General features: G+C 48.6%; 16 protein-coding genes and 1 pseudogene. 9 read left to right on the forward strand and 8 right to left on the reverse strand.

All coding sequences use genetic code 11. The annotated features are described in order from the left end of the window. Positions 1 to 26: 26 nt before the first annotated feature. The 3 genes from IXB50_RS10835 to IXB50_RS10845 are packed head-to-tail and all read right to left on the reverse strand — an operon-like array spanning position 27 to position 4,561. Positions 27 to 1,436, reverse strand: a complete 1,410-nt coding sequence (locus tag IXB50_RS10835; protein ID WP_215608986.1) for an efflux RND transporter periplasmic adaptor subunit — start codon at positions 1,434 to 1,436, stop codon at positions 27 to 29. 18 nt (positions 1,437 to 1,454) lie between these two features. Next, positions 1,455 to 3,812, reverse strand: a complete 2,358-nt coding sequence (locus IXB50_RS10840; protein WP_215609023.1) for an ABC transporter permease — start codon at positions 3,810 to 3,812, stop codon at positions 1,455 to 1,457. Positions 3,813 to 3,823: 11 nt separating this feature from the next. Then, complete coding sequence (locus IXB50_RS10845; RefSeq protein WP_215608987.1) at positions 3,824 to 4,561, reverse strand: ABC transporter ATP-binding protein; 738 nt, start codon at positions 4,559 to 4,561, stop codon at positions 3,824 to 3,826. 243 nt (positions 4,562 to 4,804) lie between these two features. Here IXB50_RS10845 and IXB50_RS22770 point away from each other — a divergent pair, with 243 nt between their 5' ends. Beyond that, positions 4,805 to 5,026, forward strand: coding sequence for a hypothetical protein (locus tag IXB50_RS22770; protein ID WP_215608988.1), 222 nt, complete (start codon positions 4,805 to 4,807; stop codon positions 5,024 to 5,026). Here IXB50_RS22770 and IXB50_RS10855 read toward each other — a convergent pair. Beyond that, entirely contained in the window at positions 4,967 to 5,209 is a 243-nt protein-coding gene (locus IXB50_RS10855) for a hypothetical protein (RefSeq protein WP_215609025.1), read from the reverse strand. The genes IXB50_RS22770 and IXB50_RS10855 overlap by 60 nt on opposite strands. Between IXB50_RS10855 and ftsH the strand changes: the two genes are divergently transcribed. From ftsH to IXB50_RS10880, 6 genes are all read left to right on the forward strand, one after another. After that, a complete protein-coding gene (gene ftsH / locus IXB50_RS10860; protein WP_215608989.1) occupies positions 5,100 to 7,094 on the forward strand; it encodes an ATP-dependent zinc metalloprotease FtsH in 1,995 nt (664 codons plus the stop codon). The two genes, IXB50_RS10855 and ftsH, sit on opposite strands and share 110 nt — an antisense overlap. Next, positions 7,060 to 7,311, forward strand: coding sequence for a DUF3122 domain-containing protein (locus IXB50_RS10865; RefSeq protein WP_215608990.1), 252 nt, complete (start codon positions 7,060 to 7,062; stop codon positions 7,309 to 7,311). The genes ftsH and IXB50_RS10865 overlap by 35 nt, the downstream gene beginning before the upstream one ends. A 42-nt stretch (positions 7,312 to 7,353) precedes the next feature. Beyond that, complete coding sequence (locus tag IXB50_RS22460; RefSeq protein WP_281413269.1) at positions 7,354 to 7,476, forward strand: hypothetical protein; 123 nt, start codon at positions 7,354 to 7,356, stop codon at positions 7,474 to 7,476. Positions 7,477 to 7,569: 93 nt separating this feature from the next. Then, complete coding sequence (locus IXB50_RS10870; RefSeq protein ID WP_215608991.1) at positions 7,570 to 7,914, forward strand: hypothetical protein; 345 nt, start codon at positions 7,570 to 7,572, stop codon at positions 7,912 to 7,914. Positions 7,915 to 8,008: 94 nt separating this feature from the next. After that, a complete protein-coding gene (locus tag IXB50_RS10875; RefSeq protein WP_215609024.1) occupies positions 8,009 to 9,004 on the forward strand; it encodes an L-lactate dehydrogenase in 996 nt (331 codons plus the stop codon). Between the two features lie 124 nt (positions 9,005 to 9,128). Continuing rightward, complete coding sequence (locus IXB50_RS10880) at positions 9,129 to 9,548, forward strand: DUF1622 domain-containing protein (RefSeq protein WP_215608992.1); 420 nt, start codon at positions 9,129 to 9,131, stop codon at positions 9,546 to 9,548. A gap of 374 nt (positions 9,549 to 9,922) precedes the next feature. On the opposite strand, the gene IXB50_RS10885 is transcribed toward IXB50_RS10880, so the two are convergent. From IXB50_RS10885 to IXB50_RS10900, 4 genes and pseudogenes are all read right to left on the reverse strand, one after another. Beyond that, positions 9,923 to 11,659 carry an L-lactate permease gene (locus IXB50_RS10885; RefSeq protein WP_215608993.1) on the reverse strand — a complete coding sequence of 579 codons (1,737 nt, stop codon included), beginning with the start codon at positions 11,657 to 11,659 and terminating at the stop codon, positions 9,923 to 9,925. 236 nt (positions 11,660 to 11,895) lie between these two features. After that, on the reverse strand, positions 11,896 to 13,185 hold the full coding sequence (locus tag IXB50_RS10890; protein ID WP_215608994.1) for an ATP-dependent 6-phosphofructokinase: 1,290 nt from the start codon (positions 13,183 to 13,185) through the stop codon (positions 11,896 to 11,898). Positions 13,186 to 13,216: 31 nt separating this feature from the next. After that, positions 13,217 to 13,453 (reverse strand): annotated as a pseudogene (locus IXB50_RS10895) (dihydroorotate dehydrogenase-like protein); the annotation flags it as partial. Next, the gene (locus tag IXB50_RS10900; protein ID WP_246564388.1) at positions 13,438 to 15,150 is read right to left on the reverse strand and encodes a 2-oxoacid:acceptor oxidoreductase family protein; all 1,713 of its coding nucleotides are present in this window, start codon (positions 15,148 to 15,150) and stop codon (positions 13,438 to 13,440) included. The pseudogene IXB50_RS10895 and the gene IXB50_RS10900, both read right to left, overlap by 16 nt. Positions 15,151 to 15,445: 295 nt before the next feature. On the opposite strand from IXB50_RS10900, the gene IXB50_RS10905 reads away from it, so the two are divergent. Then, positions 15,446 to 16,234, forward strand: coding sequence for an E3 ubiquitin ligase family protein (locus IXB50_RS10905; protein ID WP_215608995.1), 789 nt, complete (start codon positions 15,446 to 15,448; stop codon positions 16,232 to 16,234). A gap of 205 nt (positions 16,235 to 16,439) precedes the next feature. Continuing rightward, the gene (gene psb28, locus IXB50_RS10910; protein WP_215608996.1) at positions 16,440 to 16,817 is read left to right on the forward strand and encodes a photosystem II reaction center protein Psb28; all 378 of its coding nucleotides are present in this window, start codon (positions 16,440 to 16,442) and stop codon (positions 16,815 to 16,817) included. Positions 16,818 to 16,826: the final 9 nt, after the last annotated feature.

Below are 16,826 nucleotides of genomic sequence, written 5' to 3' on the forward strand. Positions count from 1 at the left end.
CGAAAGATTGACATGATAGGAAATCACTAGCGGGCTTTTACCTGACGTCCAGCCTGGAGTTGCTCACTAGGGTGCAAGACAACGCGTTCTTCAGACTGTAGACCGTCTGTCACCTCAGCCGCCATAGTACTGCGATGATCAATAGCAATCTCACGAGGCTGGACGCGATCATCGTCCACCACAAATACACACCAACTCTCTCCACAGCGATACAGAGCACTAACGGGCACCTGCAGCACATCATCACCAGACCAGGTGACAATGCGAGCTTCAATTCGATAACGGTCTCCTAACGCATGAGCCCTTGATCCTGACAACGTGCCAATCACGTTTACCCGCTGCTCCTCCACGCCTAGGGCAGAAACTTCTGTAAATGCAGCTGGTTCGATATAGCTGACAGTCGCTGTTAATGGTTCTGGACCACCCCACTGGTCCACAATTATCGAATCCCCAGGCTCAATCTGTACCGCATCGGTAGACAGCACATCAATCATTAGTTCTAGCTCACCTGGATTGCCCAACTCTATCAACGGGTCTCCAGCCTGAACAAATCGCGCACTCTTATCCGGTACCCGCAGTACGGTTCCACTAATCGGTGCAGCAATCGTTGTTCGATCAGCTTCATCCACCAGGTTAGCTAATTCTGCCTCCACACCCCTGATTTGAGCCCGATAGGCATCCTCCAAGTAATCGGGATCGCGTTGTTCTTCCCTTAACAGGGCAAGTGCTTCCTGGGCAGCAGAAACGTTTGCGATCGCACTCCCCAATCGTTTCTCATCCGCCGCCAACTCCTGCACCAGACGGTCTTCCTCTAGTTCAGCGGCTTCTCTCGCCTGGCGCGAGATCGCCCCCCTGGGCTCTAGATTCTGAGCGCGGGTGCGATCGCGACGTGCCTGTTCCAGAGCGACACGAGTCTCTTCCACCTCAGCTGCCGTCGCTTGTTGTGTGGCCTGGGTTGACTGTAATCGGGCTGCGGCCTGGGCCAACGCTTCCGTTTTAGGCCGTTGGGTATCGACTCCAATCAGCTCAGCTCGCAACTCCTGCAACCGCGCTTGAGCCATACGCACCTTACTATCCAGTGGCAATGGATCCAACTGGGCCACAACCGCATTAGCCTCCACCTGATCCCCCGCTTCCAGATCAATCCGCTGCAGCCGACCATCTACGGTCGCTGACACCACATAGCGGTCTTTCACCCGAGTTTGTCCCTCAGCATCAATGGTCACCTGTAGTGGGCCTGTAGTCACCGTGCCAACATCCACTGGAATCGGTGTAGGGCGAAATGCTAAGACGACTAAGACAGCGATCCCTAGGCCAACAAGACCGTAGGGCAACCAGCGCGGTAAGCGAATACGTTGTCGAGTAACAGTAGCTGACGTCTCTTTTGGCCGTCGTCGAAAAAAGTTTCTTACGGTCTGTTTTTGTAACTGAGCCATGATGAAATCTCCTTCTCCTCACTCTCTTGTTTTCAACACAGCGATTAAATCCAAGCGATTCAACTGATGACGAATCATCAGGCCAGAAGCCAGTGCCGCCGCCATAATCACCACAAAGGCAAAGGCATAGGTCGACCGGGTAATGACCAGTGGGAAACGAAACAGCTCCCAGTCATAGATCTCGGTCATCAGTGCAGCCAGACCAAACCCCAGAGCAAATCCGATGGGAATTGCCAGGGTGAGTAGCACCGCCTGTTCTCCTAGGAGGATGAAGGCAATTTCACCTTTGGTAAAGCCAATAATGCGCAGGGTGGCCAACTCCCGCTCTCGTTCTGATAGGGCAATACGAGCCGCGTTGTACACCACTCCAAAGGCAATCACTGAAGCAAACCCCACCAGTACTATCGTAAAGCCCGCCATACTTTTGGTGAGAATTTCGTTAAATTGATCAATAGTTGTTTGTCGCATAGCAACGCTGGCAACAGCAGGCGTTTTCTTCAGCTGAGCATAGAGCGTCTGTTGCTCATGGGCATCCACCTGCAAATAGGCCCCGGAGAGCGTAAATCCTTCTCGCATCAGGCGATTGAGCGCGTGGATATCCATATAGGCGGAAATGCCCACCAGTTCGTCAAAGATACCGGTGACAGGTACAGCACGGGTGGGTCGCGCCCCTTCCAGGATTTCTACCGTGATTTGGTCTCCCAGATGGGCCTGCAAAATATCTGCCAACTTAGTGGATAAGACAATTCCTTCCGGCGGCAAGGTGACAGGACGCTGCGCACGATCCAATAGGCGACGTAGTTCGCCACCGGGCTCTACACCATTGATGCCACTCAATTTGTGGTAGTGGTCGAAGCGCAGCCGAGCGGGCACCACCCGAAACGGCTCAGCTCGCAATACCCCCGGTAAGTTATACAGGTCAAACTGGGCTCGATTGGACAAGGGATTGTTAAACACCAGGGTAATGTCCTCTCGCTGGATGGTGCGAAATTGGATATCCACCAGGGCACCCATGGCATCGGTAAAAAAGCGCCCCAAAACTAGGATAGCGATCGCAACCGCAATCCCCACTACCGACAACAGTGCCTGCACCGGACGCCGTTCCAAATTACGCAGAATAATGCGGCTGGGAGCTGCAAACCACCGCTGCAGACCTAATTTTTCCACCAGGGTGGGACGATAAGTGGTCGGCGGTTCAGGCCGCATCGCCTCAGCCGGTGGTAGAGATACTGCCCGCCGCACTGCCAGAAAAGCCCCCAGGGTCGCTGCCCCTGTACTCACCAACAGGGCCGTTAGTAATACCTGGGGACGCACCTCATATTGCAGTAGCGGAAAGTGATAGAAATCAGAGTAAAGACGGGTCATCCCCCGGCCCATCCACCAGCCCAGCCCTGCACCCAAAACTGCACCCAATAGCACCACGACCATCACCAGCTTCAGATAGTGTAGCCCCACCGTGAGATTGTCATAACCAAAGGCTTTCATCACTGCGATCTGATCTCGCTGGGTACTCACTAAGCGACTCAGTAACAGATTTAGCAAGAAGGCCGCGATACCCAGAAATATACTCGGCACAAAGACAGCGTGGGCCGACAGCTGACGAATCTCATCGGAAATAAACGTGTGGGAAATTTGGTCCTTTCGGCCAAATGCGCCCAGACCACCATAGGTTTCCAGCTGCTGGTCTAGTTGAAAGATCACCTCTGCTTCGCTGGCCCCCGGCATCAACTTCAGACTGACATCGTTAAATGCCCCCTCCATGTCAAAGGCCGTAGCCAGTGCCTTCTGCTGCATCCAGAGAATGCCAAACCGTTTGTTGTCGGGGACAATCTCGGTGCCTCGAATCTCATAGATATATTCTGGTGATAGTGCTATTCCAACAATCCGTAGGGTCTGCCAACGACCATTGAGAATTGCACCAACGGTATCGTTTAACTCTAGCTGGTTAGCCTTAACGAAGACTTCACTAGCCAGCACCTCGTCCCCTTGTTCGGGGTAACGTCCAGCCCGAATAAATAGGTCATTGAGCATGGGCGTAGGCTGCTCTGGAATAGCAATCAAACGCCCAGTGGCCGGTTCTGCTAAGCCTTCCACCGACAGGGTGACATCCTGTACCACCCGCGTTTGCACCGCTCCCACCCCCGGAATCTCTTCAAACCGAGACACCAAACTCTTGGGAGCCCGCTTCAACTGTACAAATACATCGGCAAATCGATACTGATCGTAGTAAGTCGCCTGGGTGAGCTGTAGCGATCCATGGGTACTCATCATAGTGACCAGATTAGCCATGCCACAGGTGACAATCAGCACAATGGCCAGTACCTGGCCCCGCATGCGGAGTAGATCGCGTAATAACTTACGATCCAGGGCTTTCATTCCCATACCCCTTACCACTCCAACTCCGCCGGAGATACTTTATGTTCATTCCGCTTAATATCGGCAATATTGCCACTACGCATATGTACTACACGATCGGCCATGGCAGCAATCCCGGCATTGTGGGTGATGACAGCCGTTGTCGTGCCGAACTCTTGGTTGACATGCTCCAGGGTCTCTAACACCCGTTTACCAGTCTCAAAGTCCAGGGCTCCAGTAGGTTCATCGCAGAGGAGAACTTCGGGACGTTTGGCAATAGCACGTGCGATCGCAACTCGCTGTTGTTCTCCCCCCGACAGCTGTGCCGGAAAGTGATCTAATCGCGCTCCCAACCCCACCAGTTCCAAAGCATCCTCCGGCGGCATGGGATAGTTCGCAATATCCGTAACCAGAGCCACATTCTCCCGTGCAGTCAAACTGGGAATCAGGTTATAAAACTGAAACACAAACCCCACCGACTGACGACGAAATCGGGTCAACGACTGCTCATCCGCTTTATTCATCGCCTGGTTACGAAAATAGACCTGCCCACCAGACGGCACATCTAATCCGCCCAAGATGTTTAATAAGGTAGATTTGCCACTGCCTGAGGGTCCCAGCAACACTACTAATTCCCCCTCATAAAGGTCCAAGTTCACAGCCCCCAGGGCATGCACCTTGACTTCCCCCATCACATACACTTTACTCACCTGCTCCATGTGAAATACAGCAGGTCCATTAGAAGATGAACTAACAAAGGGTTCAAGCATAGGCAAGGCATCGGGACAATGTAGCTAACGGTAAACTCTCACATGGCAAACACTAGCTTAAAAAAGTGAGGAAGTTATGAGCAAATGCCCCCTACTCCCCTACTCCCCTACTCCCCCTCCTCTCCTACTCCCCTGCCTTCCCCTCATGAATTCCTCAAACTATTCTTTTATGGTGTAAATGAGGGCTTAGCTCCAGCTTCTAAGTTCTCTTCATCCCCTAGCACCCCATAGGAGGAAATCATTATGTGGACCACATTCTTTACCGCTGCTGCCATCTTGCTCATAGCTTTAAGAATCTTTTTGACTGCTGATAAACGATTCGAAGTCATCTCTGCCGGGCTCACTGCTACAGCCTGTGTGATGATTATGATTGGAGTCTCTCCTCCGGCGCTTCAAATTGCTTTGTTAATAGCTATTTTCCTGATCGAAAACTGGATCTTGGATCACCAACCCAAACCCAGTTAGGGGTTCCAATAGCCCACCACCAACCAAACTTTTAGCTGCTGTAGCAGCTGTGTAAATACTATTACTCAATGCTATGCCAGAACGCTCCTCATCTTCTCGCTCAAATCCATCACAAAAGAATTCACCTGGATTCAAATCCAGCCTCATCAATCTAGGCTGGCTGGCGGTATGGTTGTTGATCATGACTTTCACAGTTTCCCGCATGCCACAACAGCCCGAGGAAATACCCTACAGTGAATTTCTCACCCAGGTTGAAAGTGGCCAGGTCGCTAAGGTAAACATTAGTGAGTATCAGATTCAATACACGCTCAAAACACCTGCTGCTCAAGAAACAGTAGACACTGAGACTGCACCGAAAACATCAGTGACCACCCCCCTACCCGATGACCCAGATCTATCCCGAATTCTACGCAAGCATGGTGTTGAAATCACCGCCACCGCTGCCAATGAACGGAACTGGTTAGTTGGGCTTTGGAGCTTTATCTTGCCCCTGTTGTTGTTATGGATGCTCTGGGGAGCCTTTGCCAATAAGATGCAAGGAGGGCCAGCTGCCCTCAATGTTGGCAAGAGTAAAGCTCGTATTTATGCCCAGGGTAGTACCCAAGTCACATTTGATGATGTAGCTGGTGTAGATGAAGCGAAGGAAGAATTACAAGAAATTGTTGAATTTCTCAAAGATGCCCAAAAATACACTCGATTGGGAGCAAAAATCCCTAAGGGAGTTTTGCTAGTTGGCCCACCGGGGACCGGCAAAACCTTATTAGCTCGAGCCATTGCTGGCGAAGCAGAGGTGCCCTTTTTTAGCATTTCAGCCTCAGAATTTATTGAAATGTTTGTAGGGGTGGGGGCCTCCCGAGTAAGAGATCTATTTGAACAAGCTAAAAAACAGGCCCCTTGCATTGTTTTCATCGACGAACTAGATGCATTAGGCAAATCACGCACCGCGAATAATCCTTTTGCTAGTAATGATGAACGGGAACAAACTCTGAACCAGCTTTTAGCAGAAATGGATGGGTTCGAGCCAAACACGGGGGTGATTTTATTAGCGGCAACTAACCGTCCAGAAGTATTAGATCCGGCACTGCTCAGGGCTGGTCGATTTGACCGACGGGTGGTGGTCGATCGGCCTGATCGTCGGGGTCGAGAAGCTATTTTGCAGGTCCATGCCAGAACAGTACACTTAGGGGATGACGTAAAACTATCCAAACTGGCAGCCCGCACTCCTGGCTTTGCTGGAGCCGACCTGGCCAACTTAATCAATGAAGCCGCACTGCTGGCTGCCAGGAAAAATCGAGAAGCAGTGATGATGGCTGACTTCAACGAAGCCATTGAACGAATGTTAACGGGGCTAGAAAAGAAATCACGCATCCTCAACGATTTAGAAAAACGCACCGTCGCCTACCATGAAGCAGGTCATGCCATTATTGGGGCATTGATGCCAGGCTCTGGTCATGTAGAGAAAATTTCCATCGTACCCAGAGGAGTCGCCGCATTAGGGTACACTCTCCAGTTACCAGAAGATGATCGATTCTTGATGATGGAAGATGAGATTCGGGGTCGGCTGATGACGTTGTTAGGGGGACGAGCTGCTGAAGAATTGATTTTTGACAGAGTATCCACTGGGGCCAGTGATGATATTCAAAAAGCAACCGATCTGGCAGAACGCTGTATTACCCTTTATGGCATGAGTAAAACTCTGGGACCGGTGGCGATAGAACGGAACCAGGCTCAGTTTTTAGACGGCCTTGCCCAACCTCGTCGTCCCATTAGTCCCCATCTATCAGAAACCATTGACCGAGAAATCAAAGAAATCATTGACCAAGCCTACCAAATGGCCCTTGAAATTTTAGTGAGAAATCAAGGTATTTTAGAACGCATTGCCCAAAAACTGTTGAAAACAGAAACTCTAGAGGGTGACACATTAAAAACACTGTTATCAGAGCTGCGGCCATCAACAGGGCTACAATCCTGGCTAACCCCAGGACATCAAAAACTACAGGCATTAGCCAATAACTCACGAGGAGATCGGCAGTATGAAACGCCCTATCAGCTCAGATCACCATCCTAGCTTTGCCCAAACTGTCACAAAGCTATTAGTTATCCTGGGACTCACCCTCTTGCTCATGCTCCTATGGTCTGCCCCTGTAGCCTTAGCAAGAGTACAGTTTTTGCAAGCAGCCGATCAATGGAGTTACCAATCACAGCAGACGCTCACTGATACGATAGGCAACCGTTGGGAAGTAACGGCGCTAAAACCCATGGCACAGGATGTAGAGACTTTATAATAGGAGTATAAATAACAAACGCGCATTAGGGGAGGGTTTCCAATGCAACGCTACATTACCCACATTACCCTCGCTGCTTTGGCTGGTGCTGGTTTAACCTATTTTGCCTTGACCATGACACCGCTGAAGGCACAAGTGATTAATCGGCCTATGTTCCGAGCCTAAACTACTGATTCTGACTGGGTCATGCCCAGATACGAACGACATGGTCGGGGAGGTCCAGGTAGACACTCTTGGTATGGTCCAGACGTCTGTCCAATGTATGACGGACTATATGACCCAAGTGCGTTAGAAACGGTTAGTGGTCAGGTGGCAGCCATTGAACAAGTTGGTCCAGCTGGTCAAGGCACATGGCTAGAAGTGCAGACCGAACAGGAAACAGTCTCAGTTCACCTTGGTCCAGCCTGGTATTTAGAAGATCAAGAGGTTGCCATTTCACCCAATGACACCATCGAAATAACAGGGATTCGTAACACGTGGAATGATACAACAACCGTAATCGCCTCCGAAATAAAGCTTACTGATCGCACTGTTGAACTGCGAGATGCTGATGGGTATCCCCTATGGATGAAATGGCAACGACGCATTCAATCTAACAATTAACAAACACTCATAACGTTATATTGACTCGGTCTCTTTAGTGTCTACCCAAAACTACAAGCCTACCTGTGGCCTCCGTTATATCGATCCAGTACTTATGTTAGAGTCAATTTTTACCCAGCACCCAGAAGCTGAAAAACCCGCCCCCTTAAGGCCTCGTAAAGGCGTGATTATTGGCGCAGGACAAGTCGGGCTTGCTTGCGCCTACTCAATTTTGATTCAAGACTGTTTCGATGAGTTAATCCTGCAAGACATTAATCAGGACAAGGTTGAAGGGGAAGTAATGGATTTAATCCATGGTATGCCCTTTATTACGCCGACAGCCCTCAAAGTAGGCACTGTGGCAGATGTCGGGCAAGGGGCCGATTTGGTGATTATTACCGCTGGAGCAGCTCAAAAGCCAGGAGAAAGCCGATTGAATCTGGTCGAGCGGAATATTGCTATTTTCAAAAGTATCTTGAGTGATGTGGTCAAGCACTGTCCCAATGCAATTTTGCTAATTGTTAGCAATCCTGTGGACATAATGACTTACGCCACCTTGAAAATCACCGGGTTCCCAAGTTCACGGGTGATTGGTTCCGGAACTGTGTTAGATACGGCCCGGTTTCGATATCAGCTGGCCCAGCGGATGCAGGTTGATCCCCGCAGTGTTCATGCCTACATTATCGGTGAACATGGCGATAGCGAAGTTGCCCTATGGAGCACTGCCAATGTTGGCGGCAGAAAGCTGATTGACCATAGCTGGGAATCCTTAAGCACCTCTGAACAGGACGAACTTGCAAGCATTTTTAATCAGGTAAAAAATGCGGCCTATGAGATTATTCAGCGGAAAGGTTACACTGCCTATGCCATTGGCTTAGTTGTTACTGACATTATTAAGGCCATCATGCGCAGCCAGGAGCGTATTCTAACGGTTAGTAGCCTGGTGAATGGGCCCTACGGCATCCATGATGTCTGTCTGGGATGGCCTACAGTTCTAAATGAGAAAGGAATTCTTAAAACAGTTAACCTGAAACTCAGTAAAGCGGAAGAAGAACAACTATGTCATTCTGCCCAGGTTCTGCAACAGGTTTTCCAACAGCTAAACTTCTAAAGCTAGCTTGGTGGTACAAAATCTCATCTTCTCAGTAAGAATAAATATGGATACAAAAGATATTGCTGACTTATGTATTATGGCAATAGAAAAACAGTAACTTCTGAGTTTCTAGACAAGCCGTATGGAATTTATTGAGTATCTAGAGGCAAAGTTAGGTCTGTTTGTTGCAGGTCTAACTTTAGTACTTGAATCTATCGCTGCTTTTTGTGTCCTGATTGGTTTAGTTAAGACTGGACAATTAGCGATCGCACTAAATCGCCATCATTTTCCACTCAATCGCCGCCATGCACGGAAGTTTTCTCTCGTGTTGCTCCGGTTACGTTTTGGTATCTGGTTAGCCGTAGCATTAGAATTCCAGCTAGGGGCTGACATTGTGGCAACCACGGTTGCCCCCTCCTTTGAGGCCTTGGGTAAGCTGGGGGCAATTGCCGCCATTCGGACCTTCCTCAACCATTTTCTCAACCAAGAATTGGCCGAAGAGCTTGAAGTACAACGTAAGGTCGAGCATGAGATCTCTGTCAGAGAGTTAGCAGAAGACTAGAAAGGAATAGAGTAGGTTTTCACATTAACGGTAAGTAGGTACTCCCAATTAGCTATCAGATATCGAGGCCCCTCCATGGAAATAATTCCATTCTTTCAATTAGGCATAATGGGGTTTCCCAAATTCTGGGGGGGGGGGAGACCAGACTCAAAGCCCCTAAATTTCGGTTTTGGGGACTTTGACGAGGAAGTCAAATACCTGATCTTCTATTTTATACCAAATCCGAATTCCTCAACCCCTATTCAAAATGGACAATTCTATAGGGACATCTCCTTGTGGGTGCCCTTCGATATCGGGGGCTATTAGTCAGGATTTCGTATTACAAAGATTAGGCTACCCCAATTAGTAGTGTTTGTCAGTTCTCTTCGCAAGGCTCATAGGAGGCCAGTACTCAATAGCAACGAGGCTCCTCCCCCCAACAACCCGGCAAAACAAACATAATAAAGGGTGGGTAAAAACCCTTTTCGAATCAAAATTCCTTCTTGGCCCACCAGCCCCACAGTGGCTTCAGCAGCAACAATGTTGGAAATGCAGATAATATTCCCAGCTGAGGCACCGACACATTGTAAGGCTAAAACCAGGGCCGTGGAAACATCAGTTTGAGCAGCTACACCAAACTGAAACATTGAAAACATCAGATTGCTCACCGTCACACTACCTGCAACAAAAGAGCCAATAGTACCGACCAAAGGGGCAAAAAATGGCCAGACCGCTCCTGCAAGCAAGGCCATACTATCAGCCAGGGTTAGCGGCATGCTCTCCAGCCCAGCCATATTGGCACCAGAATTGATGAAGACTCGGGCGACGAGGACTGCTGCCCCCAGAGCAAGTGCCGTTTTTCGCAATAAGGGCATCGTCTTTCTGAGCACAACTCCAAGGGATTGAAATGATAAGCCCTGGAGAAAAAAGGTAATCATCACCACCAGGATAAAGATTGTCGAAGGCAGATAGAGTGGCTGAATTGTTGCAGTAACATTCGTTCCCAGAATATTAGTCCATCGAATGGTCACAGATTGGAGCCAAGCTCGGAATGGTAGAAATTCTAGGCGCGACACCATCAGAAAAAAGCCCAGTAGCACATAGGGCAGCCAGGCTTTTTGGGGAGACAGGGGTTGGACTTGGGGAAGAATAGATCGAGAATTGATAGATAACTCGTTAGCCGGAACAATGGTCGGAACAACGGGGCTAAAATCCCCCCTTGAGCCAAGTTCCCCTTCAGGAAAATCCCAGGGATGTTCTGGCATCAAAAAACCAGAATGAGTAGCCGTAACCACCAGGCTCAAACCCACTAAACCACCAATAAGCGATGGGAACTCGGGGCCAATTAAAAGTGCAGTCAGCGTATAAGGGATGGTGAAGGCCAGTCCAGCAAAGAGGGCAAACTTCCAGATAGAAAGACCCTGTCGAAGACGCCGAACAACAGACTGACGGCGATCCCCAAATCCTAATGACAACACTCCCACGAGTACTAGGGGTAAGAAAGTTCCAATAATACCGTGAAAGACTCCAGCCCAGCGCCCAACCAAGGCCAAATAATCAGGTTGTGTCAGTCCCAGAGTCACCAGTTGCGCCTGAACGGACGGAACCCCATCCAGACCAGCATCAATGCCGATCATAATCGGTGTGCCAACTGCACCAAAGGTGGACGGGGTACTTTGGATAATCAGCGCTGAAATGACCGCTGCCATCGCCGGAAAACCAATTGCCACCAGCAATGGTACCGTAATCACAGCTGGAGTCCCAAAGCCCGACGCACCCTCGATAAAGCTACCAAACAACCAAGCGATGATAATGACCTGGACTCGACGATCCCGCGATATTCCGAGTAGACTTTGGCGGATGGTGGCCAGTGCTCCAGAGACTTGCAATGTATTCAGCAATAGCACTGCCCCAAAAATGATGTAAAGAATTTCAGTCGCTGCAAACAATCCTTGAATACTGGAAGCCGCAACTTCTACAAAGGGAACGCGCCAAATCAAGAGGGCACTGGCAATTGTAACAAAATAGGCCAATGGCATGACCTGGCTGGCAGGGCGACGAGTAATGACCAGTAAGACAAAGATCGTTGCGATCGGTAACAAGGCCACTAGGGAATACAAGGGGCTAACCATTAATTATAAATCCGTTGCGATAACCACATATAAGGCATCATAAACATGAAATCAGTAAGACTGCGACGAAGGTTCAGCAATAGCTTTGGACCATTGGGCCACTGCCACATTGTCCAAGGCACCCCGTTGTCTCCACACTGCTATCAGTTGTTCTTCCATTGTCAGCCAATCATCATGGCTTGCACTAAATAGTTCCAGCAAACACTACCTATTTCGGTATTCATCAACATACTTCATCAGCTATTACCAGTACGAGACAACACAAACAGCTTTGGCATAGCTACAGTCTCACCCAGATAAATGCCTAAATTCTGAGCAATATAGCGGTTCTCATTCGCACTGAATACACTCGGTTTTGAGGTTTCAGGGGTTGGCACTATCAAGGTGTGTTCAAAACAAGCCGGAACCGCTATATGTACCCAGGGACTATCTGGTGACACAGGTCTAGGACAACAATGAGCCTGATGACGCTGTTTAATTAAGGGAATGACCTGATCTAAAGGTTTACTGTCTGCCCTTCCCTGGGACCAGATTACTAGCTGCTGATACTGTTCGGCTGCAATTAACTCCACCGCCTTGCACCCAAAGGCTGTTGCAATCAGACAATCCATCGAAGACGGCGTACTACTGCGTTGAATATGTCCCAGTGTGGTCGCTCGGGTTTCAATGGTCCGTAAATAACCAAAGTCTGGTTCGTTTGTTTCACAGAGTCGTTTCCCATGGATTTGGATCTGTTGGGCTAAGGTGTCGCCAATATATTTCTCCTTGACACCATTTTGATTATGAACACCTTCCGCCATCACCACCAGGGCAAACTGCCGCTTGGTCTGGCGTAACTGTACAATTTTTTGGCAAATGCCATTGAGGATATTGTCATTAATCTGCGGTGTCTGCTCTGGAACCAGAATGACATCCGCCCCTCCTGCAATCCCCGCCCGCAATGCCAGATGTCCGGCATCTCGCCCCATCACCTGAACAACCATAATGCGATCATGGCTAGCTGCTGTAAAGGTGAGATCGTACAGAGCACGGGTCACCGTATCAACAGCGGTATCAAACCCTAGAGATTGTTCAGTAAAGGGCACATCGTTATCAATGGTTTTGGGAATCGCAATCCAATTCCAATTACCCTGCTTTGCCAGATCAGAAATAATATCCAGACTCCCGTCCCCTCCTAGGGCGATTAAGGCATCTAGCTCAAGCAAACGATACCCGTCTAAAATCTCACGGGCAATATGGGGATCGCTGGGATTGCCTTTATTTAAAGCACCGAGAATACTGCCGCTAAGAAATTGGAGAATATCGACACCGTGAAGCAGCCCTGGAATATCAAATCCGTGGTCTCGCAGCTGAAAATCTTCAACGTTACAGTTTCCTTGCTTTAGATTGATCAGACCCTGGGTACCGTAAGGAATACCATAAACTCGCCAGCCTCGTCCAGTTGCACATCTAACGACTGCTCGAATGACAGCATTGAGCCCAGGACAGTCACCACCACTTGTGAGAATACCAATCTTTTTAGTCACGGTTCAAACGAATATCAAAGAACAACATGAATCAGGGGGCCAGATGAATGGAGGGTGACTGAGGCCGATAGGTCTGGAGCGATTTAATATACTGCGCCCGCTCAAAGGCACTGGGGTCGGGGCAATTTATCTGGCTCATGCTACCCTTCAGCTGACTAAGAGAAACATACTCATGGTCCTGTAACCATCTATGTAGATCTTGCTCAACAGTACGCAGATGGTCAATGCCATGACGCAACAGGGCACTCACCATCATCGTGACATCAGCTTACTGAGAACTGTTTTTACAAAAGGAGGGGCTGCCTCTGCCACAGGAGATTTTAAGGAAGGAATCTTGCTCACCGGCACTTTGTCTGGCAGAGGAATCTTAAACAGATTTTGCAGCGTTTGATCCACAGCCTCCAGGTTCATCAATACGACTTTGTCACCTTTTTTGGCATAGGTTTTAGAAATAGAGGCCCGAATGGCGGCAATCACCTCTGATGGCGGCAAGATCTTGGATAGGGCAAAGAAACAAGTTTGCATCACCGTATTGATTCGCCCTCCCAGACCAACGGACCGAGCTACTTCATAGGCGTTAATGACATATACCTCAAGGTGTTTCTGCAGAATCTGAGACTGAATTCGTTCGGGTAGCTTATCCCACACTTGCCCTAGGGTGTAAGGAGAATTTAACAACAACGTAGCGCCTGGCATAGCAGGCCCTAAAATATCGAGCTGGTCTAAGAGCATCCATTGGTGGCAGGCGATAAAATTAGCCTGGGCAATCAAATAAGGGGCATGGATCGCATCTGGACCAAAGCGTAGGTGGGAAATGGTAACTGAACCCGATTTTTTCGAATCGTAGACAAAGTAGCCTTGGGCATGATTATCGGTAGTCTTACCAATTATCTTGATAGTATTTTTATTAGCGCCTACGGTACCATCTGAACCTAGACCGTAGAACACTGCACGGATAGTCTGCTCCGGCTCGATAGAGAATATCGCATCATAGGCCAAACTGGTATGGGTAACATCATCGTCAATGCCAATGGTAAAGTGATTTTTCGGCTCTTTTTGATTATGCTGAAATCCATCTAAGAGAAGATTATCAAAAACGGCTTTGACCATGGCTGGAGTAAATTCTTTAGACGAGAGTCCATAACGTCCACCCACAATCATTGGTAACTGATTGTCTAATGTGGTGAAATGTGATTCCACCAGGGCTGAGAGTACGTCTAAATAAAGGGGTTCACCCGCGCCTCCTGGTTCCTTAGTGCGATCTAATATAGAAATCGCCTTAACGGTTTTGGAAAGGCTTGCCGCAAACCTACGGGCATCAAAGGGACGGTAGAGTCGGACTTTGACCACACCGACATTTTCTCCCACCTCATTGAGGGTATCCACGGTCGATTGAGCTGTTTCACAGCCAGATCCCAGTAACACTATCACTCGTTCGGCATTGGGATCGCCATAATATTGAAGTTGAGTAATTAGTTCGTTATCAATCAGAGAGTTTAAACTCTCGTCGGCAAGGAGTTCTATCTTTTGAACCTCGTGGGAGGTGCGAAAACCATCGAAAAAGTGAATAAAGGGAACACGACTAGCGAGGGAGGCAATTGTTGCGATCGCAGCCATATCCTGAGCCTCTTGCACCGAAGCCGAGCACAGCATGCCAAACCCGGTACTGCGAACCGCCATCACATCACTATGATCCCCAAAAATAGACAGCGCCTGGGTCGCTACCGAACCATGAACCGCCCCTGCTACACCACCTTCACTTTGCATTTCCACAATGGCAGGCACCGTCCCCCAAAGATTAGGCTTGTTGCTAGCCGCCCAGGCATCCGCCCATTCCCCCATGGGTGACGCGGGTGTAATTGGGTAAATTGCAATCACTTCATTGAGGGCATAGGCCACCCGTGCGACTGCTTCATTGCCATCTAAGGTAGCAAATCGAGTTTGAACAGATACAGAGGTTTGCATGATTGTTCTCAACGTTGTGTTAGCTGTCCCAGCAAGATATGAACACCGTACCTACAGTATTCAGACTAAGGACATAATTTGAGGAACTTGTGAAGAGCAATTGTGGACTTAGAGAGTGCGATCACGTTGGGATAGTTGAGTGCAATTTTTCATGTCCAGCTATCCGACTTCTGAATGCGATCATGTCTAGCCAACGGTAGGATGAATGCGAGCAAACTGATATGAGTGAGCTCGCTCATTACGTGGCAAAATAGTGCCGCATTCTGTAAATACCTGACCCATATTCCGCAATACCATGACAGTATTTGGTGGCATTCTAGTAATCATTGGTATCATCCTATTTTTTGTATGGCGTAGCCAACGTAATCGCCTTGCCAGTATTCGCTCGGCCAGGCTTTCTACGGTTGCTGACATCCAGCAAATAGCTAATGCCGTTGCTCAGGAGATTGGCCCCGGTAGCTGGCAGGAGTATGTCAAGCTCCAAGGCAAGGTGCAATGTAATCAGCCTTTGCTATCTCAAATCCAGCAGACTGAATGCGTCCACTACCAAACCACGGTCGTTCGGGAATATGAGGAAGTGACGACTCAGCGTGATGATCAAGGCAATACAACTCAAGAAACACAACGCAAGTCTGAAACCGTTGCCAGCAATACCCAGTCTATTCCTTTTCAACTACTAGATTCAACCGGTCAAATTACAGTTGACCCCAGTGGCGCAGATATTGAAACTGTGCAAATTCTAGAGGAATTTCAACCTGATACTCAACAATCTGGCAGCAGGCTGAGCTATGGCAACTTCTCTTTAAACCTCAATACTCCTAATGTGGGGCGCACCATCGGTTATCGCTATAAGGAATCAATTCTTCCCATCGATCGGGATGTTTTAGTCTTAGGGATGGCGACCGATACCACCCAAGAACTGAGCATCCGAAAACCATCGGATCCTGCTCAAAAATTTATTCTTTCTTTGAAAATTGAAGAAGAGTTAGCCAGGGCAGCATCAAGGGGCACAAAACAAGCATTCTATGGCATGGTTATTTGCTTGATAGCAGGTGTGATCCTAATACTCGTTGGATTGATTTGATTGCACAGCCGTTGTTCTTCAACATGTTTTTATAAGTCACTTAGCACCTGTCTCAACGAGGAACTTATGAGGGGCTCAATAGCTCATGCATTCCTCACGTTTAATGTCTACTCTATAAGTACGTCTGGGGGCAAAACATCAGATCATATCGGACAACGATATCATTCTCACTTAAGCAATCAGCTATAGGAAAGGAGGAATGACAATGAGTGATCAAATACCCAGTGTGCAAATCTTCAAAGATATTCCTGAAGAAATCAGCGGCGTCAGCCTCAGACGAGATCCATCGACAGGAATCCATATTGCAGTGATACGCTTTGAAGCCTTAGCGTCTATAGAACATTTCTTGAGCTTTAGAAAAAGTTCAAGAAATGCGCTACACCTGATCGACACAGAGGGCGAAATCTTGATCATGCCCTCTGGCGTCAAGATGTTCTATGGAGACATAGAAGGAGAAGATCTCAAAGGCGTTGAATGCAAAATCGAAATCGATCAAGATGATCATTGGGAACGGTTCATTCGATTTATGCATCGCTATGCAGAAGCTAATGGGCTCGACTATAACGAAACTGAGTCGGAGTGAATCATAACG

Source organism: Leptothoe spongobia TAU-MAC 1115, assembly GCF_018739885.1.
Classification (GTDB): domain Bacteria; phylum Cyanobacteriota; class Cyanobacteriia; order Phormidesmidales; family Phormidesmidaceae; genus Leptothoe; species Leptothoe spongobia.